Here is a 23,808-nt window from a genome sequence, read left to right on the forward strand (position 1 = left end):
TATTATTATTTTGCTTTTGGCGAACATCCTGCCATTGTAGAGATCTTCACCGCTTCAGTAGGAGGAAGACTTTTATTTCTTTCCACTAAGCTTTCCACCATTTTTCTGGCAGTTTCTGTGTAGATATCTGCAATTTTAGATCCTTCCTGAAGCGCAGCCGGTCTTCCAACATCTCCTGCCTCTCTGATGCTTTGGATCAAAGGAATTTCTCCCAATACAGGAATTCCAAGATCTTCAGCTAAATATTGCGCTCCCTGGTTTCCAAAGATATAATATTTATTGTCAGGAAGTTCTTCCGGTGTAAAATACGCCATATTTTCAATCAATCCAAGAACCGGAATGTTAATACTTTCCATCTGGAACATTGCAATCCCTTTTCTTACATCTGCCAATGCAACATGCTGAGGTGTACTTACAATTACTGCACCCGTTACCGGTACTTCCTGGATAATAGATAAGTGAATATCACCTGTTCCCGGAGGAAGGTCAATTAATAAGAAATCCAGTTCTCCCCATGCAGCATCTCTGATCATCTGGTTCAAAGCTTTTGAAGCCATAGGACCTCTCCACACTACAGCCTGATTAGCTCCTGAGAAGTATCCTATTGAAAGCATTTTTACACCATAGTTCTCGATAGGCTTCATAAGATTCTTACCATTCACTTCCACAGAAATTGGTTTTTGCCCTTCTGTATCAAACATGGTAGGAACTGAAGGACCATAGATATCAGCATCCAATAATCCTACTTTAAAGCCCATCTTTGCTAACGTTACTGCCATATTTGCAGAAACGGTAGATTTTCCTACTCCTCCTTTACCGGAAGCAATAGCAATAATATTTTGAATTCCCGGAATTTGTTTTCCTTTGATCTGACTTTGCTGAATTTCACTAGGCTCCGGAGAAACGATTTTAAGTTTTAAATGAATGTCTTCTCCAAACTCACTGGCAAAAGCCTGTTTCATAGCAGCCTCCAGTTTTTTCTTTTCGTGCATTGCAGGCGAATGAGCAGTCATGTCAATATAAACATCGTTACCCATAATCTGAAGATTATTCACCAAATCGTCTACTTCTATTTCTTTAAGGAATTCCTGAACCTTTTCTTTCGTCAACATATAAATATAAATTGTTTACAAATTTACGGATTTTTTCGGTAATTTAGAATCAATAAAATCTATAATATCAGGTGATAAATCAGATCGTTAAAAATTTCTTATTTCTTTTTTTTCATTCTGATACCACAACCAATCCCCGAAAGCAATTGATATGAAAACGACTTCCTATCCTTCCAAATACTCACAGCCAAAAGGAATCTTTACCGTTGGAAAAACAAAATTCAAATGGTATGACCTCGCCATTGATCCTTCAGAAGTTTCCCAGCAGGATATTGATAATGCACAATTGTGTATTGAAAATGCTGAGGAAAACTTTAAAAACATTGATGATCTGGGATTCGTCATCATGCACCGTTGCGGAGAAAATTATCTTCTGCTCGTCTGTACATGGCGAAGTGAAAACGAACTGTGGGAAAGCGTGTATTATGATGGTTCAGGAAAATTCGAAATTTGGGACAGAAACAAAACCCATCTTCCGACTTACTGTGTCTGGGAAATGGGCATTGTCTATCATGAATCTCAGTCCTGGAAAAAATTTCTCGGTTCCGGAAGAGAAGAAAAGGACAAGGAGGTATATCTCAATGATTTCTTTGAGGGAGAAGTGTAGAAATTTTCTGTATTGTCATTGCCCATGCTGAATTTCCGGTTTCTGACGAAGAAAGAGATTCTTCATTCCACTCCGTTTCATTCAGAATGACATGCATCAAAAAACAATTTAAATCCAGAGTATTAATTGGCTCTGTTTTTTTCATCAAATTTCACATTACGGTCTGTTCCTTTTACTTTTTTATTTCCAAAAGTATAGGTTGCTGATACAGTAAGTCTTCGGGCATCGTAGTAATTATTATAAGAATGTGTTCCTGTAGTATAATAGATTTCTCCCAGACTTTTACCTTGCTTTAAGATATCTGAAACAAATATATTCAGCTGAAGGCTCTTTTCCATCAGATTCAGTTTCACCCCTGAGGTAAGATTTCCTGCAAACTTCATATAAGAATTTCCGGAATTGGAAGGCAGACGGAACCAGTAATTCAGAATCAGCTGCACTGTTTTACTTGGGTTGAGTGATATATTATTCTGAAAATCGAAATCATAACTATTTCCTTTTCTGGCAAGAGCATCGGTTGCAAAAACATCCGTATTCATATAAGAATAATTGGCCGAGTAATTGGCTTCCCATTTTTTGAAAAAAGTATCAGAGTAATTAAGCGAAACTCCCATACTGTTCTGGTTGTAATAATTTTCGAAAGTACTTACTCTGTTTTCTCCTTTCAGAGTTGCCAACTGACTAAATGCTTCCACAGTTCTCTGAAAATAAGCTGACGCCGATAATTTTCCTTTATACACGTAGGAAAGTTCAAAATTATGATTGATAGATGGCTTCAGGAAAGGATTTCCGGTAAAATAAGAATTGATATTGATATACCAGCGGTAGGGATTGATCGCCCGGAATCCCGGTCGGTTGATTCTTTTGGAATAACTCAGATTGAAAGTATTATTTTCATTGCTTTTGTAAGTGATATAAGCTGTAGGAAAAAATTTCCCATAAGAATTTTCGGTCTGCTGTCCGGAAGTTAAAGAATTTCCGTTGACCACCGAATATTCGTAACGTAAACCTGCTTTTGCCGACCATTTTTCATTGAATGCTTTTTCAAAACTGATATACGCTGCATAATTTTTCTCATTATACTCAAATTCATTGCTTTTCAGAGGATCTGTAATATATTCTCCATTTGTCAGGTTCTGATAAAATATACTGGAATTATTATCAAAATTCGTGAATTTAACCCCAGCTTCTGTCTTTGCAAACTGATAAGGCAAAGTAAGATCTGCCTGCCCGGAATAAATTTTATAATCTACCATAGAGGGTGATTTTACTACAAACCTGTCTCCCGAGCTCTCTGTAGTGGTAAAATCAATCGTTGTTTCCGGAGTATTGGAAAAATAATTTCCTGTGATACTCAGCTTATTATCCTGTTGCCCGAATTTCAGATCATAATAAGCACTGGCTGTGTGTTGTCTTCCTGTAGCTCTATGTTCTGCATCGGTGAGAAGTGTATTGGTATAAATTCCATTCTGGAAATAGTTTGAAGTATTCCTGATGTCCATATTGGAATGTCCGAATCCGAAATCATAAATAAACCCGATATTGGACTTCTTACTCACTTGATAATCCAGACTTAAATTAGCTCCAAGCCCGTCTCCAAAATCTCTTCTGTTATCATTACTTTTAAGACCGTCTGCTCCTTCTATCCAATAGTTTTCATAGGAATGTTTTTCATTTTTATTTTGTCTCAGCTTTAACGAGGAACGCAGTTTTTCATTCTGATAGTTGACCTTTACACTGTTGGAATTCCCGGTATACGTCTGCTGCTGAAGGCTGGAAGTCAGACTTCCACTCCATCCCAGATTCTGATTTTTCTTTAAAACAATATTGATCAGTCCACTATTTCCCTGCGCTTCATATTTAGCAGGTGGTGAGGTAATAACTTCAATTTTTTCTATATTTTCGGATCTGAGACTTTTCAGGTAGGTAACAAGTTCTGCATCAGATAAATTCAGAATCCTGTCATTGATCATTACTGCCACTCCACTTTTTCCAACAATGGAAACTCCTGTATTATCATCTACTTTTACCAATGGTGTTGTGGCAAGAGCATCCGCTCCATCCATTCCCTGTGAGGCTACAGAATTGGAAACATTAAACACAAGTCTGTCTGCTTTTCTCTCAATCAGTTTTTTTCTGGCAGTGAGCGTTACTCCTTCAATTTGTTTTTCTTTCTTTTTTTCAATAAAAAAATCCTGTTTTACATCGCCGTTGATGGCCATATTTTTATTGGATATTTCAATACCATCCTGTATAAGTGTAATAGTATAATTTCCATTTTCTGAAACTTTCAGTGAGTAATTTCCTTTTTCATCTGAAATAGCAGTGTGCTTCTTCTGATCTTTTACTGCGATCACCTCAACGTAAGCAGTTGTATTTCCGGTTTGAATGATCTTTCCTGCTATACTTTGAGCCAATACTACAGTGGGCAACAGCATGATCACGGCTAGAACTATCTTCTTCATGAATTATATCGTTTTTAATAAGACAAGCCGTAATGTTCTTTTATTACATCTCTTTTACTGTTTTTCAATATCTTCGTCCTTTAAAATCAAAACATGAAAAAAGGGCTTATTGCATTTTCCATCTATATTACTCAGATCATTTCTGCACAGAATTACTCTCAATATGTTAATCCAATGATAGGAACCGGAGGCCATGGCCACACTTTTCCAGGAGCAATTGTCCCTTTTGGAATGGTACAGCTTTCTCCCGATACCAGAATTGACGGTAGCTGGGACGGATGCAGCGGATACCATTATTCGGATTCTGTCATCTACGGTTTTTCTCATACCCATTTAAACGGTACAGGAGTTTCTGATTATGGAGATATTATGCTGATGCCCACCATGGGAAATCCAAGCCTGAACAGCAAAGACTATTCTTCAAAATTTTCGCATAAAAATGAAAAAGCAACCGCAGGATTCTATGCTGTCAAATTAGATAAAAATAATATTGATGTTCGCCTTACAACGACAAAAAGAGTCGGTTATCATGAATACACCTTCAACAATGCAGGAAATGCCAATATCATTTTAGACCTCAACCACAGAGATAAGCTTCTGGAGGGTGAAGTGAAAATTATTGATGATAAAACCATTGAAGTGTTCAGAAGAAGTGAAGCATGGGCAACCAACCAATACATCTACGCGAGAATTGAGTTTTCAAAACCTATGAAAATTTCAAAAAAAGAGGTCAACGGGAAACAGGAAAACAATCTTTTTACGGGGACAAAACTTGCACTGGCATTTTCAGCTAACGTTAAAAAAGGAGAAAAGATCAATGTAAAGGTTTCTATTTCTCCTACTGGCTATGAAGGAGCAGGAAAGAATATGCTGGCAGAAGGCCAATTGAAGGATTTTGAAACAGTAAAAAAACAGGCAGAAACTGATTGGGACAAAGAGCTTTCGAAAATTGAGGTAAAATCTGACGATAAAAATAAATTAGCGGTTTTTTATACTGCACTCTACCATGTTTTCACACAACCGAATACCAATATGGATGTTGACGGAAAATATAGAGGCAGGGACAATAAACTGTATACTGCCAATGGTTTTGATTATTACACCGTATTCTCACTTTGGGACACCTTCAGAGGAGCTCATCCGCTGATGACTTTAATTGACAGAAAAAGAACTTCTGATTTTATCAATACCTTCATCAAACAATACGAACAGGGAGGAAAACTTCCGGTATGGGAACTGGCTTCCAATGAAACAGAATGTATGATTGGTTACCACTCTGTTTCTGTGATTGCAGATGCCATGGCGAAAGGAATCCAGGGGTTTGATTATGAAAAGGCATTTCAGGCTGCAAAAGGTTCTGCCATGCAGGATATTTTTGGATTGAATGCTTATAAACAGAATAATTACATCAGTATAGACGATGAGCATGAAAGTGTTTCCAAAACTGTAGAATATGCCTATGACGACTGGTGCATTGCTCAAATGGCCAAAATTTTAGACAAAAAAGAAGAGTATCAGTATTTCATGAAACGTTCTCAAAACTGGAAAAACCTGTACAATCCTAAAACAGGGTTTATGCAGCCGAGAAAAAACGGAAACTGGTATGAACCTTTTGATCCGAGAGAAGTCAATAACAATTATACGGAAGGAAACTCATGGCATTATTCTTATTCTGTACAGCAGGACATTCCGGGGCTTATTGCAGCGCATGGAGGGAAAGAAAAATTTGAACAGTTCATTGATGCTATTTTTACCGCTCCTGATAAAACAACAGGAAGAGAACAAGTGGACATCACAGGATTGATGGGACAATACGCCCAGGGAAATGAACCAAGCCATCATATTGCCTATCTGTACAATTTTGTTGATAAACCAGAAAAAACAGATGTCAAAATCAAATACATCCTTGATAACTTCTATAAAAATACTCCTGACGGATTGATCGGAAATGAAGATTGTGGCCAGATGAGTGCATGGTATGTTTTAAGCTCCATGGGAATTTATTCTGTAACTCCGGGATTACCGGAATGGGAAACCACAACGCCTTATTTTGATGAAATTAAAATTCATCTTGAAGACGGTACTACAAGAACGATTACCAAAACTACCGGCAGAGCTGAACTTAAAAAACTGGGATTCGAAAAGGTAAAACCTGTTAAAGATTTTAAATATTCTGAACAAACCGCTTCCCCTGTAATTGCTGCTGACAGAATTTTTGATTTTTCTACCAAAGTAGAAATCACTCCACTGAATGCCAATGACAAAGTGTACTACATGACAATGGATGACAGTGACAACAATAAAAGAAAAACGTTCTCAACTTATAAAGGACCATTCTCCATCACCAAAACCACTCAGGTAATGGCTTACGCTGAAAGAAACGGAGAAAAAAGTTCTGTAACCACCGCTCATTTCAACAGAAGACCTAATTACTGGGATATTAATATTCTGTCAAAAGTTACTCCACAGTACAGTGCTACCGGAAACCTGGCTCTTATCGACGGAATCAGAGGAGATGTGAATTGGAGAAAGGGTGAATGGCATGGATATCAGGGACAAAATTTTGAAGCTGTCGTTGATTTTAAATCCCCTCGGAACATAAAATCATTATCTTCCACTTACCTTCAGGACAGCAGAGCCTGGATTCTGATGCCTAAAAAAGTAGAATATTATGCATCCATGAATGGAAAAGATTTTGTCCTTCTGAAAACCGTTGACAATGATATTGATCCTAAGGACGAAAAAGTACAGATCAAAGACTTTTCTACAGAAATTCTTCCTACCGAAGCCCGATATATTAAAGTAAAAGCTTATTACTTCGGAAAACTTCCGGAATGGCACCAGGGAGCGGGCGGTGATGCTTATATCTTTATTGATGAGATTGCTGTGAAGTAAGAAGAGGGATGCTGGAAGAGGGAAGTTTCTATTTGACAAATTACTTCCTGAAGTCTGTTTGTTAGTGATTTTAATTTTCAAAAATTCGATAAAATAAACATAGATTAATCCTTGGACTTTCAGAAACATCCTTCCTCCAGCGCCCAGCTTTCAACCATAAAAAATGTGCCCTTCGAAATTTCGAAGGGCACATTTTTTATCAATTCATTCTTTCAGACCATTGCAGGACTTCCGGAAGTTCGATATCAGAAAATTCGATGTGAATTACTCTTCTTTTCTTTCCGTTGGTGGTTCGGTTGGAGCCGTGAAGCGTTAAAGGTTTCATCAGCATAATTCCACCTTTTTCAACGTTGCATATTTCTTCGGTTTCCACTGTCCAGTCGATGGTTTCCGGTCTGTAGATACCTTTTGCATGAGATTTGGGAACTACTTTCAGCGCTCCGTTATTTTCATCGGTATCATCCAGATGGATTCTGATGGTATAAATATTTTCCAAAACATTGAGTGGAGGCTGAACTGCGAACTGATTTTGTTTGGTGGTCCACGGTCCGAAATTTTCCAATTCCAGCTTTTTATCTACAGAAATTGTCAGATCCTGATGATATGCTACATACCAGTTGGAGGTTTCAGGCTTATCAAAATAGATACTTTTAACTACAAAATATTTTTCTCCGAAGATCTCTTTCACCACTTTTCGGATGTTTTCATTAAACACAAGATCTTTGATTTCCGGAACTTCCTTTAAGAACTGTCTGATGGCAAAAAGGTCTTCAGACTTTCTAAAATTTTCTTTTGAAGTGTCTATATTTTGCAGAACAAGGTTGATGTCTTCCAGTTCTTTCTGTGAAAACACATCATTGATAACAGCAAAGCCATATTCTTCAATATGGCTTTTATGATTTTCTAAGTTATGTAAACTCATCAATATTTAAATTTTGTCTAATGGTTCAGTTAACTGCCCTTCCCATTTTGAAACTGCTGTGGTTGCCAGCGTATTTCCAAGTACGTTTGTCATACTTCTACCCATATCACAGAAATGGTCAATTGGTAAAATTAAAGCAATACCTTCCGGCGGAATACCAAACATTGAACATGTTGCCACAATAATTACCAGAGAAGCTCTCGGAACTCCTGCAATTCCTTTTGAAGTAAGCATTAATACCAAAAGCATGGTGATCTGCTGCCCCAGAGTCATTTCGATTCCGTAGATCTGAGCAATAAAGATTGAAGCAAATGTCATGTACATCATACTTCCATCCAGGTTGAATGAATATCCTAATGGTAAAATAAAAGATACTACTCTGCTGTTACACCCGAATTTTTCTAGTTCTTCAACCAATTTAGGGAATACTGCTTCTGAACTTGTAGTAGAGAAAGCGATCAGCAAAGGTTCTTTAATTCTTTTTAAAAGATCAAAAAGACGGTTTCCTAAGATGAAATATCCTACCAGTAAAAGCACCAGCCAAAGAACTGCTATGGCAAAGAAGAAGTCTCTCAAATAAATAGCATATACTTTAAAGATTTCAAAACCATTGGTGGCCACTACCGCTGCAATAGCTCCCAGTACTCCCAGCGGAGCAAACCACATGATATACCCTACCATTTTAAGAATAGCATGAGCAATAATATCAAATAGTTTCACAACTGGTTTAGCATATTCTTCTCCCAGATTAGCCAAGGCAACTCCAAACATCACCGCAAATACAACAATCTGCAATACTTCATTGGTAGCGAAGGCTTCAAATAAACTTTTAGGAATCATATGCTTTACGAAGTCTTCCATGGAAAAACTTTTGCTGCTTTTAAGAAGCTCATCAGCAGAAGCAACGTCCTGAATCGGTAATTTTGTAACATGTCCCGGTTCCAGCCAGTTAACAAGGATCAACCCGATAAAAAGGGAAATCAGAGAAGCGGAAATAAACCAAAGCATTGCTTTTGTTCCTACTCTCCCGATCATTTTGATATCACTCATTTTGGCAATTCCCACTACTAATGTCGTAAAAACCAATGGAGCAATAATCATCTGTACCAATCTGATAAAAACCGTTCCCAACAGTTTTATGTTTTTAGAAAATGGTTCTGCACTATCCGGATAGCTTACGTGTACAATACCTCCAATTCCTACTCCCAGAAGAAGTGCAATGATAATTGCTATAAAAAGTTTATTCTGTCCTTTCATATATATAGTTCAATTTGCGCAAATATAATGGTTTTTCAATTGGCAGAAGATTTTCTTCTATAGAGATGAATTTTCCATTAAGTTTTTAATCCCCAAAAATTAAAACCCTGGTTTAGAAAATATTGTAAAAAAATTAAGAAACATTTATTGAATTTTTATTCTTTTGGTACAAATTTTATTATTACATTTGAGTGTATAACAACATTAATAAATATACAATATGAAAAAAACTATTGCAATGGCTGCATTAGCTGTAGCTGTATCTTTCGGTGCTATTTCTTGTAAAAAGAAAGTTTCTGATGCCGACCTTCAGACTCAGGCTACAACTATAGTAACTTCTAATCCCAATGCTTCTGTTGAAGTAAAAGAAGGTGTAGCTCACTTAAGCGGTACTTTCGCAGATCAACAGTCTAAAGACGCAATGATTGCCAAATTAAAAGCAATCAGCGGAGTAAAAGATGTAATGGATATGTCTACTATAGCTGCTCCTGCACCTGCAGCACCAGTGGAAACGGCTTCTGCTGTAGATCCTGCTGTTCAGAAAAAAGTTCAGGATGCGGTGAAGGATTTCCCTTCTGTAAAAGTAGAAGTTGTAAACGGACAGCTTACTCTTACAGGAAATGTTTCTGCCTTACAGGCTAGAAAAATCAAAGAATCTGTAGATGCTTTGAAAATCGGAAAGTATAACAACAACCTAATCGTAAAATAATTTAAGATGAGCGAATTACAAGATAAATATTCAAGCGTAGTTTCAGCGGCACAGTCTGCAGGGATCTCCAATCTTCAGGTTCAGGAGCAGGACGGAATTCTTTATGTTTCCGGAAGTGCTTCCAATACTGCGGCTAAAGATGCTGTATGGAATGCTTTAGGAGCTATTGATTCTACTTATTCTGCTTCAGATATCAATATTGATGTACAGGTTGCAGGTCTGGCTTCAGGTGCTTCTTTAACAGTGGCTACTGAAGAATCTAATCTTAACATCAGACAGGAACCATCTACTGAAGCTGCCGTTGTAGGTAAAGCTGCGAAAGGTTCTTCTGTAACTCTTATTGAGCAAACTTCTGATGACTGGTGGAAAGTAAAAAATGCTGACGGCCAGGAAGGATATGCTTACTCAAGATATTTAAGAGCATAATTTTTATTAAAAAATAATAAATTTTCACAAAAAAAGCATAGAAACATCCCAACTTTGGGATGTTTTTATATTTTTACGGCTCTGAAAAAAAAACTAATGAAGAAAACTCTGTTGCTATTGACTTTGATGTTCACAGTCATTATTCTGCACGCCCAAAAACTACACATTGACGGAAAAATATCCGATTCTGAAAAGAAAGCGATAGAAAATGCCACCGTCTATCTTTTGAAACAAAAAGATTCATCCATTATCAATTATACGGCAACCAATAGAGAAGGGAAATTCTCGCTGAAGATTGATGATATGAAAGAACCTTCCCTTCTGAAAATTGATGCTGATAAATTAACTTCTTATTCGAAAAAATTTGAGAAAATAGATCAGTCTCTGTCTCTTGGAGATATCCAGCTTGAGAAACAAGGTATTGTGAATAATATTGATGAAGTAAAAATCACCGTTTCTCCGGTAAAAATTAAAAAAGATACTATTGAATTTAGTGCAGCCGCTATCAAAGTACGACCTGACAGTAAAATTGAAGAGCTTCTGAAGCAGATTCCTGGTGTAGAAATCAGCAATGAAGGAAAGATTACCGTGAATGGCAAAGAAGTAGACCAGATCATGATTAATGGTAAACCTTTCTTTGATAAAGACGGTAAAATTGCCCTTCAGAATTTACCTGCAGATATTATCAAAAATATTCAGTTTACGACCACTAAAACAAAAGAAGAAGAGCTTAGCGGAAAAACAGCCAAATCTCAGAATACCACCATCAACTTTAATATTGATGAAAAGAAAAATAAAGGTTTGCTAACCAGACTTACGGTCGGCTATGGATCAGATAAGCGATATGAAGCAAGCGGACTGGCGAGTTATTTTAAAGGGGATACGAAAATAAGTTTATTGGCATCTTCGAATAACATCAATTCACAGGGATTTTCCAGAGATGAGGTTTTTGATAGTATGGGAAATGGCCGGAATGCCTGGATGATGCAGGGAGGATCTGTCTCAACAGTAGGAAATGTGACTTACTATAACCAGGGAGGTGGCACGAAAGGAATTCAAAGGTCTACAACAATTGGATTAAACTACAGTGACAAGCTGGGAAAAGATGCTGATCTGGATTCCTTCAGTCTTATGCATTCTGATTCCAATATGGAGACAAGGTCTAAAGTTTCAAGATCTACTCTACTCCCTACTTACACGCTTCAGACCAATTCTGAAAGCAATGGAGAAAATGAATCCAAACAATACAGCTTTGATACTTCAGCTAAAATCAAACTGGATTCTATGACGAGTATCTACCTTTCTCCAAGGTTTACGAAAAACAGCAGTTTTAATTTTAATAATTCACGTTCATCTACTTTAAATAATGGTAAACTTGTAAATGAAAGTAATGCTTACTCAAGTAATGATTCGGAAAGCAATTCATTTAATCCATACCTCTATTTTTCAAGAAAATTCAAGAAAAAAGGCCGTTCGGTTTCCGCCAATATGAACAGTTCCATATCAGAATCCAGAAGAGATAATCTGAATCAGTCTCAAAATACGTTCTACCAAACTAATGGAACAACAACAGACAACAGGGATCAATTAGCCAAAAATAAAAATCAGAACAGCAGTTTCAATTTCAATGCCGGATATACAGAACCTATTTCAGATTCGTCAAGTGTAAGTTTTGAAGTGAAATATGAAACCCGATCTACCAGAGATTTGAGAAATGTAAATGATTTTGATAATACGACAGGAGATTATACTAAATTCAATCAGCTTTTATCCAACAATATGAAGCAAAGGATCAATCAGATCTCTCCTGAGTTGACTTACCAGCTTAGCAAAAAGAAACTGAATTTCTGGGCTTCCATGAATCTTGACATTTCGGATATGAAAGTAAATTCAATCTATAACGGTCAGCAATATGACCTGCAGAAAAATTTTGTACTACCCCAATATAATGTGAACCTTTACTATCAAATGTCAGAAGGAAAGACTTTAAACTTTTACAACTATTCCAACTTCACCATTCCGACAGCAGAACAACTGACTCCTTATAAAGATGAATCCAATCCTTTAATTACCTATCAGGGAAATCCTAATTTGAAAAATACCTGGACCAACAATTTTTATGTCTATTTCAATAATTATAATAAAGTGAAAGAGTTAAGCTACTATTTCAATATTGGTTTTACGTACAGAAATAATGATATCATCAATTTTTCCACCTATGATAATGCAGGAAAACAGGTGATCACTTATGACAACGTAAGCGGAAATAAAAGCATCAATGCAGGCGGAGGTTTCAGTAAAGTATTGAAATGGAAGAACAATAAACTTATTATCAATCCAAGATTAACCATGAATTATGCTTACAATAATGGTTTCATTGATGGACAATCTTTTACCAGCAATTCTTACAATCTAAACCCAGGTCTTAATCTTACCTATGAAATTAAGGATAAAATGACGATTAAGCCCTCTTACAGACTTGGATATAGCTTCTCCAATTATACCAATTACAATGTTACCAATGTAAATACAGCGAATCAGTCATTAAAACTTGAACTGACGAATTATATGCTTAAAGGCAGATTGGTGTTTGGAAACGATTTTGAATACAATACCAATTCCAATATTGCTCCTGGCTTTAAAAAGGATTTCTACTTCTGGAATACCAGCCTTGGATATTCATTCTACAAAAAACAGTTCACAGCAAAAGTAAAGGTGTATGACGTTTTAAATCAGAATCAAAGTGTGAGAAGAACCATCACAGATTCTTACTTCGAAGACCGTGAAGACCTTATCCTGAAACGATACATCATGTTCTCCATCAGCATGAAACTGAATAAGTTTGCAGGTAAAAAAATGCAATAAAGCAACACCATACTTTTATATATATTTTTGATAATGGCCGGATCTTTCCGGCTATTTCTATGAGTAACCTGAGATTCAACCCTGAACTCCATTACAACTGAAGACGTAATATTCCCCTCCTCCGGAGGAGTGGCGAAAATTCAAAGAATTTTTGACGGGGTGGTTTACAACGAAATATTATCATACTCATCCAGATAAATACTGACAACAACAACCTTTTAAACAAGATTTATTAATAAACCTGTTTTTATTTTTAAATTAGCGGTAAATTTTTTTTATGAAAATCCATATTTCAGTATTATGTATTCTTTTTTTCATTCTTGGAAAAGCTCAGAAAACGGAACAGAAAGATAATTTCGTTAAAGACAATTTCACCAAGAAAGAATTTTATATTCCCATGCGTGATGGAGTGAAGCTTTTCACAGCTGTATATATCCCGAAAGATATATCCAACAAAAGCAAATATCCATTTCTGATGCAGAGAACCTGTTACAGCATTGCTCCTTACGGAGAAAATGAATATAAAACTAAAGTAGGTCCCAATACCTATCTTATGAAAGACAAATATATTTTCGTATATCAGGATGTGCGCGGAAGATATATGAGTGAAGGTACTTTTACCAATATGACTCCGCAGGTAGAACGCAAAACCAAAAAAGATGTGGATGAAAGTACGGATACTTATGATACCATCGAATGGCTTTTAAAAAACATCAAAGACAACAATGGTAAAGTAGGTCAATTCGGAACATCATACCCAGGATTTTATACTGCTGTAGGAACTTTGTCACAGCATCCGGCTTTGGTAGCTTCTTCACCTCAGGCTCCTATTTCTGATTTCTGGAATGACGACTTCCTTCACAACGGAAGATTTATGCTGGGCTATTTCAGAACATTTCCGGTTTTTGGGGTTCAAAAAACACAGCCGGAAAAACAGGCATGGTATATGGATTCTTTCATCAAGCAAACTTCTGAAGACGGTCTGAAGTTCTACAGAGATATGGGAACACTGAAAGATGGATATGAAAAATATTACAAAAATAATTTCTTCATGACAGAAATTATGAATCATACCAACTACGATGAATTCTGGCAGAAAAGAGGGCTTCTTCCTCACTTAAAAAATATCAACCATGCTGTAATGACAGTGGGTGGATGGTTTGATGCAGAAGATCTTTCCGGACCATTGAACATTTATAAAACCATTGAAAAGACAAGCCCTAAAGCCAAAAACACCATCGTAATGGGACCTTTCTCCCATGGCGGCTGGTCTCAGGAGCAGGGAAAACATTTCCACAGCGAAACGTATTTTGGAGATAGTATTGCCACTTACTACCAGAAAAATATTGAAACCAGATTCTTTAATCATTATCTGAAAGGCAATACCAAAGAAGACGCAGGACTTCCTGAAGCATTGATGTATGACACCGGAGCTAAAGAATGGAAGGAATTCGCCTCTTACCCACCTAAAAATGCTCAGAAAGTGAATTTCTATCTGGCTGATAAAACCCTGAAAAAATCATCAGGACAAGGCTATTCCGAATACTACAGTGATCCAAACAATCCTGTTTTAAGCTCAGATCATTTAAAAGATTTCAATGGCTTCACTCCAAAAAATTATATGTCGGAAGACCAGAGATTTGCAGTAGGAAGACCAGATGTTTTAACATTCACGACAGATGTATTAACTGATGATATTACATTTGCCGGAGAGATCATGGCTAAACTGAATATTGCATCCACGTCCACAGATGCTGATTTTGCAGTAAAATTAATTGATGTTTACCCTGAAGATTTCAAACCTGCAGAAAAGAAAGACGGAGTAATCTACGGCAACTACCACCAGATGGTAAGAAGTGAGATCATGCCTGCAAGATTCAGAAATACCAAAGAAAAGGGTGAGGCTTTGGTTCCTAACCAGAAAACAGCTGTTAATTTCAGGCTTCAGGATGTGGTTCATACGTTCAAAAAAGGACACAAAATCCAGATTCAGATCAGCAGTACATGGTTCCCGCTTTTTGCGATCAACCCACAGAAATTTATGGATAATCCGAATTTTGCCAATAAAGAGGATTACACCAAAGCATTTATCAAAGTATATGATGACAGCTCTATTGAAGCTGAAATTTTAAAATAAATTGAAAAAGCTGTTCGTTTGAACAGCTTTTTTGTTTTTGAGATCTTAAAGTTTATTTTAGGTTTTGGCTAAAGCCTGATGATTTTGTTATCTTTTTTAAGTGGACTAAAGCCCACTTCTATTGATGGAGATGATCTGGTTAAAGAAAGTTCATCTCCCACTGATCACACAGATTTTCACAGATGATTGGAGTAAAGATAGTATGAGTGGCTTAACGTTCTAGATTTCTCTATTCTTCAATGGTTCTGAAAGTCAGATTTACTCTTGGTGTTTTCACTTTTGTAGTGGGCGGAAGCCTGTGAAGCCAGTTGTCCTGAGTGGTTCCCTTCATAATTAATAAGCTTCCGTTTTCGAGGAATACTTCTGCCTTTTCTTTGGTTGCTTTATGTTTGAATAGAAACTTTCTTTCCGCTCCAAAGGTTAGAGAGGCAATAGCTCCGTGTTTCTTCAGATCCGTTTCCCCATCGCTGTGATAAGCCATTCCTTCACTTCCGTCGTGGTATAAATTGAGGAGACAAGAATTGTAGGTTTCTCCCGAAACTTCTTCACATTTCTTCTTCAATTCCAATAGCTCCGGAGTCCAGAATTTGGCATATTTTGTTCGTTTCGAATAGGTATATTCAAAAGCTTTCTCTCCAAACCAGGCTACTTTCCTTTTGGTTAAAATAAGTTTTCCAAAGATCAGTGCTTCATCATTTTCCCACGGAATTTGGTTGAGCAGATAGTCATAGTAAAAATCTGATTTTTCTTTTGAGAAAACCTTTCCGTAATAATGAACGGTTCCGCCGTGAGGAAGGATATTGAGAGGATAATCGGAAATTTCTTCGAAGAGACTCATCATAGTTTTTTTAATTAAATGCTTTTATATTTAAACACAAATAACACCAATGTTTTTCACTACTGACACAAATTTTTATATCGAACTTGTTTAAACTTTTTTGAAACATTAAGATTGCATTAAGGGGTTTAGAGTATTAAGATGAGCTTCGCTTTAAGCTTAAAAATCAGAATGATTTATCTTAATTATGCTTTAGTGCTTAAATCCTTCTTAATGGTTTAAGAAATATCCAATATTTTTTGATAAGTTTAAACAACTCCATCAATAGAAACGGACTTTAGTCAAAAACTTAAATTTAATATTTTTCAACCCCAAAAGTCACAAATGATACTTTCATTAAACACAAATGGCACCAATGTTTTTCACTACTGACACAAATTTTTATATCGAACTTGTTTAAACTTTTTTGAAACATTAAGATTGCATTAAGGGGTTTAGAGTATTAAGATGAGCTTCGCTTTAAGCTTAAAAATCAGAATGATTTATCTTAATTATGCTTTAGTGCTTAAATCCTTCTTAATGGTTTAAGAAATATCCAATATTTTTTGATAAGTTTAAACAACTCCATCAATAGAAACGGACTTTAGTCAAAAACTTAAATTTAATATTTTTCAACTCCAAAAGTCACAAATGATACTTTCATTAAACACAAATGGCACCAATGTTTTCACTAATGACACGAATTTTTATATCAATAGGAACGGACTTTAGTCCGTTTATTAAAATGCTTCAACAATCCATTGGCTTTAGCCAAAACTTAATAATTGTAGAATCCTTTTGTGGTAAAATATTTTACGAGTAAATATGCGATCCTTCCCAACCAACAATCAGCTGTTTCCTATCACTTCCCCAGCGATAGCCACCGAGATGCCCTGTAGACTGAATCACGCGGTGACATGGGATAAGAAATGCAACCGGATTACTTCCTATAGCCGTTCCAACAGCTCTGGATGCTTTAGGGTTTCCAATTTTTTCTGCCAGGCTGCCATAAGTAGACAATTTTCCCATGGGAATAGTCAATAGGCTTTCCCATACTTTCAGCTGGAAATCGGTACCTTTTAAGTGTAATTTTATTGTGTTGAGTTTTGTCCAGTCTTTATCGAATATAGACAATGCATTCTTTTGAAGAGCATCTTGTTTTTCAATAAAAGAAGCATTAGGGAACTTTTGTTTCAGTTCCCCGAATGCTTTTTCTTTATCGTCTTCAAAAGCCATATAGCAGATTCCTTTTTCTGTAGAAGCTACTAAGATATTTCCGAAAGGACTTTCAGAAAAACTGTAATGAATACTGAGGCTTTTTCCTCCGTTTTTATATTCTGCCGGAGACATTCCTTCAATCTTTACAAACAGGTCATGAAGCCTGCTGGTACTGGAAAATCCTGTCTCATAAGCAGTATCAAACAAACTTGCTTTTTCTTCCTTCAATAAATTTTTAGCATGTTCAAGACTGATGAACTGTAAAAATTTTTTCGGACTTGTTCCTGCCCAATCTGTAAAGATCTTCTGAAAATGAGCCGGGCTCAAGTGAATATTCTCTGCCACTTCCTCCAAACTTGGCTGAAGCCTGAAATTGCTCTGGATATATTCTATCGCTTTGGCAATTCTGTTATAATCTATCTGACTTTGTGTGGACATCATATTATTGTTTTTACCTCACAAATTTCCAAAGAATATACGGCAGAAAAAATCCGATTCTTGCGGAATATTAGTTGTTGTTATAAATATCGTAGTAAGCAAGCATTTTGTAATATAACTTCGCAGATAAGAAAGCGGTTGGCTTAGCCATTGGAGAATCCATTAATTCTACAATATCAAATGCCACTACGTTACATTTTTCAAATACTTTTCTTAGTAATTCCAGCGTTGGGTACCATTGTAACCCACCTGGCTCAGGAGTTCCTGTAGATGGTGCAATAGAAGGATCGAAAGCATCTAAATCAATTGTGATATACACATTTCCTGATACTTTTTCCAATACATCATTGATCCAGTTTTCATTGTTTGCGATTTCGTGAGCGAAAAATACTCTTCCTTCCGGTAAATATTCAACTTCTTCAACATCCATAGAACGGATTCCCACCTGTACTAAGTTATGCTTCTGATTCGCCTCAAAAACTGCACATGCATGGTTGGAAGTAGAACCGTGGAACTCAGGACGTAAGTCTGTGTGAGCATCAAACTGAAGAACAGTAAGGTTTTCGAACTTCTCTCCTACCGCACGGATAGAACCGATAGAAACAGAGTGCTCTCCCCCAAAAAGAGTAAATAATTTACCATCATTATTCAAAAGTTCTTTTGTTTTCTGATAAACTGCTTCTGTCATTGCTTCCGGTGAAGAATTTTCAGAAACTTCTCCTGCTAAGTAAACTCCCTGTAGATAAGGTTCTGTTTGAGTTTCAATATCGTAAAGCTCCATGTTTTCAGAAGCGTTTAAGAATAATTCCGGACCTTTATCAGCTCCTTTACCCCATGTTGAAGTTCCATCGTAAGGAACAGTTACCAACATTACTTTCGAATTCTCTAACGTTGCGTTTTCCTCGGGAATTCCTGCGTATGTTCTCATGCTTTATTTAAAAATTTTAATGTTTTAAAATTGAAATATTGACCACAAAGATACGAAGAGTTTATGAGTTGGAGAGTAAGAGTGTAGGAGAGTTTATAGGTATCAGACTTTCTCTTTACGACCTTTTATCTGCTACCTGTCACCTGCAACCTATCATCTAATCCCTTTCCACTCTCAACTCAAATAGCTATTTTTGTACAAAACTCATTATATGCCTTTAAAAGCTGTTCTTTTCGATATGGATGGTGTAATTGTAGATACAGAACCATTGCATAGAAAAGCTTATTTCAAAACGTTTGATGAATTGGAAATTGCCGTTTCCGAAGAACTGTACACCTCTTTTACCGGAGCATCAACCAAAAGAGTCTCTGAAACTTTGATTAATGAATTTAATTTAAATCAGACTTATGAAGACATTGCAGGAATCAAAAGATCTCATTTCAAAGATTATTTTTATAATGATGATGAGTTTGACTTAATTCCCGGAGTAAGAAAACTGATCGAGCATTATCACGAAAATGGAATCAAGCTGATTCTGGCTTCTTCTGCTACAATGGTAACTATCAATATGGTTTTTGAAAAATTCGGACTGGAGCAATATTTCAGTGGAAAAATCAGCGGCGCCGATTTAAAAGAATCAAAACCTCATCCTGAAGTTTTCTTACTGGCGGCAGAAATGTCAGGAGAACCCGTTGAAAACTGTATGGTGATTGAGGATTCTACCAACGGAATTCTGGCAGCCCACAGAGCAAAAATTTTCTGTGCCGCATACAGAAGTCCACATTCTAAAAATCAGGATTATACTTTGGCAGACACTGTGGTTTCTGATTATGAAGATCTGGAACTGGATAAAATTTCAACCTATTTTTAAAATAGAAAAGCTCTCAGAATCTGAGAGCTTTTGTTTTGTATATACTTTGTCATCTGAACGAAGTGAAGATTCTTAACTTGACTTAACTCTTAATCAAAAAACTTAATGGTTAAATTGTAAAACATTAAGATTCATTCAGTGGTTAAGATTATTAAGGTGAGATTGCTTTGTCACTTTCGTTCCTCGCAATGACTCTTATTTATAACCAAGAAGTTTCAAGATATCTTCAGGTTCCTGTTTCTCACGGAAAATTTCGTATTGCAATTCACCGTTTTCATCTTTCTGAATCAGGACGTGTCTCGGCTGAGGCATCAGACAGTGGTGTACTCCACCGTATCCTCCGATAGTTTCCTGATATGCTCCGGTGTGGAAAAATCCGATGTACAGAGGTTTTGTATCACTGAAGACCGGTAAATAAATTGCGTTGGTATGCTGTTCTGAATTATAATAATCATCCGAGTCACAAGTCAGTCCTCCAAGGAATACTCTCTCATACGTATCTTCCCAACGGTTAAGTGGAAGCATAATAAAGTGTCTTGAGATTGCCCAGGTATCAGGAAGAGTGGTCATGAAAGAAGAATCAATCATATTCCATTTTTCTCTGTCGTTCTGACGTTTCTGAGAAATAATTTTGTAAAGGTTCGCTCCACTTTCTCCTACGGTAAAGCTTCCGAACTCAGTATAGATATTAGGTTCTTCTACTCCTTCCTCTTCACAGAATTTCTTGATCTGAGAAACGATTTCTTCTACCATATACTGATAGTCATAGTCAAAGTTTAAAGAAGTTTTGATTGGGAAACCACCTCCGATGTTCAATGAATCTACTTCAGGAGCAATTTTCTTCAAACGTGCGTATACACGAAGACATTTGTACAATTCGTTCCAGTAGTAAGAAGTATCTTTAATCCCGGTATTGATGAAGAAGTGAAGCATTTTCAATCTTGCATTCGGGTGTTCTGCGATCTTCTGACTATAGTAAGGAATGATATCTTTATATCCGATTCCTAGTCTTGAGGTATAGAATTCGAACTTCGGTTCTTCCTCTGATGCAATTCTGATTCCGATATTAAAGGTAGAATCGATGCTTTCCGTAAGTTTATCCAATTCTCTGTAATTGTCAAGAATCGGAGTAATATTTTCAAAACCACTGTTGATCATATCTGAAATTTTTGTCAGATAATCATCCGTTTTGAAACCATTACAGATTACTTCAATGTTTTTATCTACCTTCTCTTTTTCGTAAAGAGATTTTACAATATCCATATCATAAGCAGAAGATGTTTCTATCGAAATATCATTCTTTAAAGCTTCTTCCAATACGAAATTGAAATGACTGGATTTTGTGCAATAGCAATAGGTATAATTCTTTTTATATTCGGTTTTCTCAAAAGCTTCTTTAAACCAGCCTTTCGCTTTCTGAATATTTTGAGAAATTCTCGGCAGGTAGCTAATCTTTAGCGGAGTGCCAAATTGTTCAACCACATCCATCAATGGAATATCGTGAAACAACAAATTGTTCTCAGAAACATTAAATTCCTCCGTAGGAAAATATAATGTCTGATCAATAAGTTCCGAGTACTTTATTTTCATTTCTAAACAAGTGAATTAAGAAATGCAAAATTGCTAAAAAAGTTTCATTTTTAGGTGTTAAAATTATTATAATTTTAAATAAACCCCCAATATTAAATCTTATAGAAATTTATCTCTGATAATCAATACGTAAACTTTTGAATATATTCATTCCTTTTGGCATCTGAAATCCCCAATGCCTGCTGAATATAGACTTCTGTAGAACCATACTTTTTATTGATCTCCCCAAAAGCAGCATCAAGGTATCTTTTTTCTACCCAACTCAATTTTTCCAGCACCTGTAAATCCATTTTAGGATAGAGGAAATGTAAGGTATTGGCAAGACGTAATCTTTTTTGAACAAGATCTTTTCTGTAATTATTGGATAAAAGATATTCGTTGTAAATAGTCTCTTTATCAAATTTCAGAATGGTAAGAATTAATGCGGTGGTAATTCCGGTTCTGTCTTTTCCTGCGGTACAGTGATAAAGAATCGGATCTTTAGATTCCAGAATTTCTGTGATAATCTTTTTTATGGTTTCCGGATTCTCTGTCACATACTCACGATAGAAATCAATCATTCTTTTATCTGCATCGGAAGCGTTTACTTTACCTTTAAGAACAAGTTTCCTGGCCTGAGCCAATTGATCTCCTTCATCTTCAAATGCTGAATATTTTTTGTAAACTGCTTCTACAGGCATCTGATCCGGTTTTTCAGCAATTTCTTTTGAGTTTCTAAGATCAATAATTTCTTTGATCCCTAGTTTTTCAAAGTCATCAAAAGATTTCTTCTTAAGCTTATGAAGATGGGCACTTCGGTACAATTTTCCTTCTTTTAAAGTTCTTCCATCTGCATTTTTGATATTTCCTACCGTACGGAAATTGGTTACTTTCTTGATATGAATTACTTTTTCAGTTTCATTTTTTCCATATTCGGGTGTTTCAAAATGCTGTGTTTTGCATGAGAAAATACAGCATAATGAAATGGTGAAAACTGATATTTTGATTAGTTTATTCAATGGTTTTATTTTATTTGAGAACTTTTAATCGCCCATCAAATCTTTCGATTTACCAATCTCTGGTTGGGAATTTAATAAACTCAATTATTAAGTTTTGGCTAAAGCCAATGGATTCATTTTCTTTATTTAAAATGGGCTTCCTTCGTCTAAGCTCAGGATTATTATCCGTTTCTATTCATCACAGATCTAAATTAATAGATTGCAGGATATTCTATCTCCTTGATCCCTACAAAAAACAAAACATCCCCTGATTCATAATCTATAGAAACCTCATCTTCAACAGCAAAATTCCGGGTTCCGATTCTTGAAGTAATACTTAAGGTTTCATTGGTCAAAGGCCAATTGAGTCCTTTTGTCGTTATATTATTCACTGATGGAAATGGATAAAGCGAAATCATTCTGTTTTTCACTCCTTTCAGTGTAAAATGATTTGGAATAAAATAATATTCTGAAAATTCATCATAAAATGTAATATTCATTCGATCCTTGAAGCTATAGGCAACGGTAAGATTTCCAAGAAAATGATCCTGTTCACCTCCGCTTCCTCCGAAAACATCAATTTCTGAAAAGCCTCTTTCCTGAATGATTTCCAGCGCTTTATGAAAATCTGTTTTTTCCTGATCTAACGTAAGGATAAATTTTCCCTCATACATATCTTCATCTGATCCGGAATGTGAATCAAAATCACCGGATATAAAATCCAGTTTATCCAAAGGAAATCCCATTCTTTTTAAGTAGTGGAAAGCACCGTCTGTACAGGCGATCAAACCATAGTTTTCCAGATTGGGTAATGATTTTGGAGCATCTCCGTTGATGAATAGTAATGCTTTATCTCTCATTCGGGTTCCAGTATTCTTCCGGTTCGTTGTTCAGTTTTGAAATATATCTGGCCAACACAAAAAGATAATCTGAAAGCCTGTTTAAATATTTAATCAATTCGGGACGTACTTCTTCTGATTCATTCAGAAATACCAATGAACGTTCTGCTCTTCTGCAGATGGTTCTTGCTGCATGTAAAAAAGTTGCCGATTTTCCTCCACCTGGCAGGATAAAATACTGAAGCGGTTCCAGTTTTTCATCAAAAGCATCCATCCACTGTTCCAGCTCTTCAATTTCTGTTTCTGAAATAATGATCGGAAGACGTGATTTTCCGTTGGCAAGCATCAGCTTATCCACAGGGGTTGCAGCCTCTGAACCTACAGTGAATAAATCAAATTGTATTTTCTTCAGCTGTCTCAACACTTCTTCATCTTCGATATGGCTTTTTGCAATCCCGATGAATGAATTCAGCTCGTCTATATTTCCATAACTGTCTACTCTTGCACTAGCTTTGGAAACTCTTGTTCCACCGTATAATGCAGTCTGACCTTTATCTCCTGTCTTTGTATAAATTTTCATAGTACTAAAATACCTTTTTTTATACAATGTAAAAAGTAAAATGTAGTAATAACGTCCTATTCTATCTGAAAAAAAATTGAAGCCGTCTCACAACTGAGGCGGTTTTTCTTGTTAAAAAGTAAATAATTTTTATATATTTTGATTTGTTTTTTTTG

Annotated in this window: 19 protein-coding genes; 8 read left to right on the plus strand and 11 right to left on the minus strand. The window is 36.1% G+C overall.

The features are described 5' to 3' along the window. Positions 1-5: 5 nt before the first annotated feature. A complete protein-coding gene (locus NK356_RS13775) occupies positions 6-1,112 on the minus strand; it encodes an Mrp/NBP35 family ATP-binding protein (protein WP_034699248.1) in 1,107 nt (368 codons plus the stop codon). 151 nt (positions 1,113-1,263) lie between these two features. Here NK356_RS13775 and NK356_RS13780 point away from each other — a divergent pair, with 151 nt between their 5' ends. Then, the gene (locus NK356_RS13780) at positions 1,264-1,719 is read left to right on the plus strand and encodes a hypothetical protein (protein ID WP_253317250.1); all 456 of its coding nucleotides are present in this window, start codon (positions 1,264-1,266) and stop codon (positions 1,717-1,719) included. A 122-nt stretch (positions 1,720-1,841) separates the two neighbouring features. Here the strand turns inward: NK356_RS13780 and NK356_RS13785 are convergent, their stop codons facing one another. Further along, positions 1,842-4,184 carry an outer membrane beta-barrel family protein gene (locus NK356_RS13785; RefSeq protein WP_253317251.1) on the minus strand — a complete coding sequence of 781 codons (2,343 nt, stop codon included), beginning with the start codon at positions 4,182-4,184 and terminating at the stop codon, positions 1,842-1,844. Between the two features lie 93 nt (positions 4,185-4,277). On the opposite strand from NK356_RS13785, the gene NK356_RS13790 reads away from it, so the two are divergent. Further along, the gene (locus NK356_RS13790) at positions 4,278-7,079 is read left to right on the plus strand and encodes a GH92 family glycosyl hydrolase (RefSeq protein WP_253317252.1); all 2,802 of its coding nucleotides are present in this window, start codon (positions 4,278-4,280) and stop codon (positions 7,077-7,079) included. Between the two features lie 199 nt (positions 7,080-7,278). On the opposite strand, the gene NK356_RS13795 is transcribed toward NK356_RS13790, so the two are convergent. Both NK356_RS13795 and NK356_RS13800 read right to left on the minus strand, forming a co-directional pair. Next, positions 7,279-8,001, minus strand: a complete 723-nt coding sequence (locus NK356_RS13795) for a phytanoyl-CoA dioxygenase family protein (protein WP_034699236.1) — start codon at positions 7,999-8,001, stop codon at positions 7,279-7,281. A gap of 6 nt (positions 8,002-8,007) precedes the next feature. Then, the gene (locus NK356_RS13800; protein ID WP_110367164.1) at positions 8,008-9,258 is read right to left on the minus strand and encodes a dicarboxylate/amino acid:cation symporter; all 1,251 of its coding nucleotides are present in this window, start codon (positions 9,256-9,258) and stop codon (positions 8,008-8,010) included. Positions 9,259-9,478: 220 nt separating this feature from the next. Between NK356_RS13800 and NK356_RS13805 the strand changes: the two genes are divergently transcribed. The 4 genes from NK356_RS13805 to NK356_RS13820 all read left to right on the plus strand — a co-directional run bounded on the left by NK356_RS13805 (position 9,479) and on the right by NK356_RS13820 (position 15,395). Further along, complete coding sequence (locus NK356_RS13805; RefSeq protein WP_034699230.1) at positions 9,479-9,967, plus strand: BON domain-containing protein; 489 nt, start codon at positions 9,479-9,481, stop codon at positions 9,965-9,967. 6 nt (positions 9,968-9,973) lie between these two features. Further along, positions 9,974-10,393, plus strand: coding sequence for an SH3 domain-containing protein (locus NK356_RS13810; protein ID WP_034699227.1), 420 nt, complete (start codon positions 9,974-9,976; stop codon positions 10,391-10,393). Between the two features lie 96 nt (positions 10,394-10,489). After that, positions 10,490-13,258 (plus strand): TonB-dependent receptor, encoded by a 2,769-nt coding sequence (locus tag NK356_RS13815; RefSeq protein WP_034699413.1) that lies wholly within the window; start codon positions 10,490-10,492, stop codon positions 13,256-13,258. A 277-nt stretch (positions 13,259-13,535) separates the two neighbouring features. Continuing rightward, positions 13,536-15,395 carry a CocE/NonD family hydrolase gene (locus NK356_RS13820; RefSeq protein ID WP_034699224.1) on the plus strand — a complete coding sequence of 620 codons (1,860 nt, stop codon included), beginning with the start codon at positions 13,536-13,538 and terminating at the stop codon, positions 15,393-15,395. 229 nt (positions 15,396-15,624) lie between these two features. Here the strand turns inward: NK356_RS13820 and NK356_RS13825 are convergent, their stop codons facing one another. The 3 genes from NK356_RS13825 to speB form a co-directional block, all read right to left on the minus strand. Next, positions 15,625-16,233: an alpha-ketoglutarate-dependent dioxygenase AlkB gene (locus NK356_RS13825; RefSeq protein ID WP_253317254.1), complete on the minus strand. Its 609-nt coding sequence runs from the start codon at positions 16,231-16,233 to the stop codon at positions 15,625-15,627. Between the two features lie 792 nt (positions 16,234-17,025). After that, the gene (locus tag NK356_RS13830; protein WP_081906521.1) at positions 17,026-17,868 is read right to left on the minus strand and encodes a methylated-DNA--[protein]-cysteine S-methyltransferase; all 843 of its coding nucleotides are present in this window, start codon (positions 17,866-17,868) and stop codon (positions 17,026-17,028) included. A 70-nt stretch (positions 17,869-17,938) separates the two neighbouring features. Next, positions 17,939-18,796, minus strand: a complete 858-nt coding sequence (gene speB, locus NK356_RS13835; RefSeq protein WP_034699217.1) for an agmatinase — start codon at positions 18,794-18,796, stop codon at positions 17,939-17,941. A 38-nt stretch (positions 18,797-18,834) separates the two neighbouring features. On the opposite strand from speB, the gene NK356_RS24160 reads away from it, so the two are divergent. Both NK356_RS24160 and NK356_RS13840 read left to right on the plus strand, forming a co-directional pair. Continuing rightward, the gene (locus tag NK356_RS24160) at positions 18,835-18,957 is read left to right on the plus strand and encodes a hypothetical protein (RefSeq protein WP_301287985.1); all 123 of its coding nucleotides are present in this window, start codon (positions 18,835-18,837) and stop codon (positions 18,955-18,957) included. Positions 18,958-19,007: 50 nt separating this feature from the next. Next, the gene (locus NK356_RS13840) at positions 19,008-19,667 is read left to right on the plus strand and encodes an HAD family phosphatase (RefSeq protein ID WP_034699215.1); all 660 of its coding nucleotides are present in this window, start codon (positions 19,008-19,010) and stop codon (positions 19,665-19,667) included. A gap of 195 nt (positions 19,668-19,862) precedes the next feature. Here the strand turns inward: NK356_RS13840 and NK356_RS13845 are convergent, their stop codons facing one another. From NK356_RS13845 to NK356_RS13860, 4 genes are all read right to left on the minus strand, one after another. Then, positions 19,863-21,257: a decarboxylase gene (locus tag NK356_RS13845; protein ID WP_034699213.1), complete on the minus strand. Its 1,395-nt coding sequence runs from the start codon at positions 21,255-21,257 to the stop codon at positions 19,863-19,865. Positions 21,258-21,379: 122 nt separating this feature from the next. Beyond that, positions 21,380-22,255: a tyrosine-protein phosphatase gene (locus tag NK356_RS13850; protein ID WP_034699212.1), complete on the minus strand. Its 876-nt coding sequence runs from the start codon at positions 22,253-22,255 to the stop codon at positions 21,380-21,382. A gap of 191 nt (positions 22,256-22,446) precedes the next feature. Beyond that, positions 22,447-23,094, minus strand: coding sequence for a thiamine diphosphokinase (locus NK356_RS13855; protein ID WP_253317253.1), 648 nt, complete (start codon positions 23,092-23,094; stop codon positions 22,447-22,449). Continuing rightward, positions 23,084-23,653: a cob(I)yrinic acid a,c-diamide adenosyltransferase gene (locus tag NK356_RS13860; protein WP_034699206.1), complete on the minus strand. Its 570-nt coding sequence runs from the start codon at positions 23,651-23,653 to the stop codon at positions 23,084-23,086. Before NK356_RS13860 ends, NK356_RS13855 begins: the two co-directional genes overlap by 11 nt. Between the last annotated feature and the right edge of the window lie 155 nt (positions 23,654-23,808).

The organism is Chryseobacterium sp. S0630 (assembly GCF_024158915.1).
Taxonomy (GTDB): Bacteria; Bacteroidota; Bacteroidia; order Flavobacteriales; family Weeksellaceae; genus Chryseobacterium.

Coding starts and splice junctions, on each gene's coding strand:
- NK356_RS13775 (WP_034699248.1), bottom strand. CDS start 1,112: ATGTTGACGAAAGAAAAGGTTCAGGAATTCCTTAAAGAAATAGAAGTA.
- NK356_RS13780 (WP_253317250.1), top strand. CDS start 1,264: ATGAAAACGACTTCCTATCCTTCCAAATACTCACAGCCAAAAGGAATC.
- NK356_RS13785 (WP_253317251.1), bottom strand. CDS start 4,184: ATGAAGAAGATAGTTCTAGCCGTGATCATGCTGTTGCCCACTGTAGTA.
- NK356_RS13790 (WP_253317252.1), top strand. CDS start 4,278: ATGAAAAAAGGGCTTATTGCATTTTCCATCTATATTACTCAGATCATT.
- NK356_RS13795 (WP_034699236.1), bottom strand. CDS start 8,001: ATGAGTTTACATAACTTAGAAAATCATAAAAGCCATATTGAAGAATAT.
- NK356_RS13800 (WP_110367164.1), bottom strand. CDS start 9,258: ATGAAAGGACAGAATAAACTTTTTATAGCAATTATCATTGCACTTCTT.
- NK356_RS13805 (WP_034699230.1), top strand. CDS start 9,479: ATGAAAAAAACTATTGCAATGGCTGCATTAGCTGTAGCTGTATCTTTC.
- NK356_RS13810 (WP_034699227.1), top strand. CDS start 9,974: ATGAGCGAATTACAAGATAAATATTCAAGCGTAGTTTCAGCGGCACAG.
- NK356_RS13815 (WP_034699413.1), top strand. CDS start 10,490: ATGAAGAAAACTCTGTTGCTATTGACTTTGATGTTCACAGTCATTATT.
- NK356_RS13820 (WP_034699224.1), top strand. CDS start 13,536: ATGAAAATCCATATTTCAGTATTATGTATTCTTTTTTTCATTCTTGGA.
- NK356_RS13825 (WP_253317254.1), bottom strand. CDS start 16,233: ATGAGTCTCTTCGAAGAAATTTCCGATTATCCTCTCAATATCCTTCCT.
- NK356_RS13830 (WP_081906521.1), bottom strand. CDS start 17,868: ATGTCCACACAAAGTCAGATAGATTATAACAGAATTGCCAAAGCGATA.
- speB (WP_034699217.1), bottom strand. CDS start 18,796: ATGAGAACATACGCAGGAATTCCCGAGGAAAACGCAACGTTAGAGAAT.
- NK356_RS13840 (WP_034699215.1), top strand. CDS start 19,008: ATGCCTTTAAAAGCTGTTCTTTTCGATATGGATGGTGTAATTGTAGAT.
- NK356_RS13845 (WP_034699213.1), bottom strand. CDS start 21,257: ATGAAAATAAAGTACTCGGAACTTATTGATCAGACATTATATTTTCCT.
- NK356_RS13855 (WP_253317253.1), bottom strand. CDS start 23,094: ATGAGAGATAAAGCATTACTATTCATCAACGGAGATGCTCCAAAATCA.
- NK356_RS13860 (WP_034699206.1), bottom strand. CDS start 23,653: ATGAAAATTTATACAAAGACAGGAGATAAAGGTCAGACTGCATTATAC.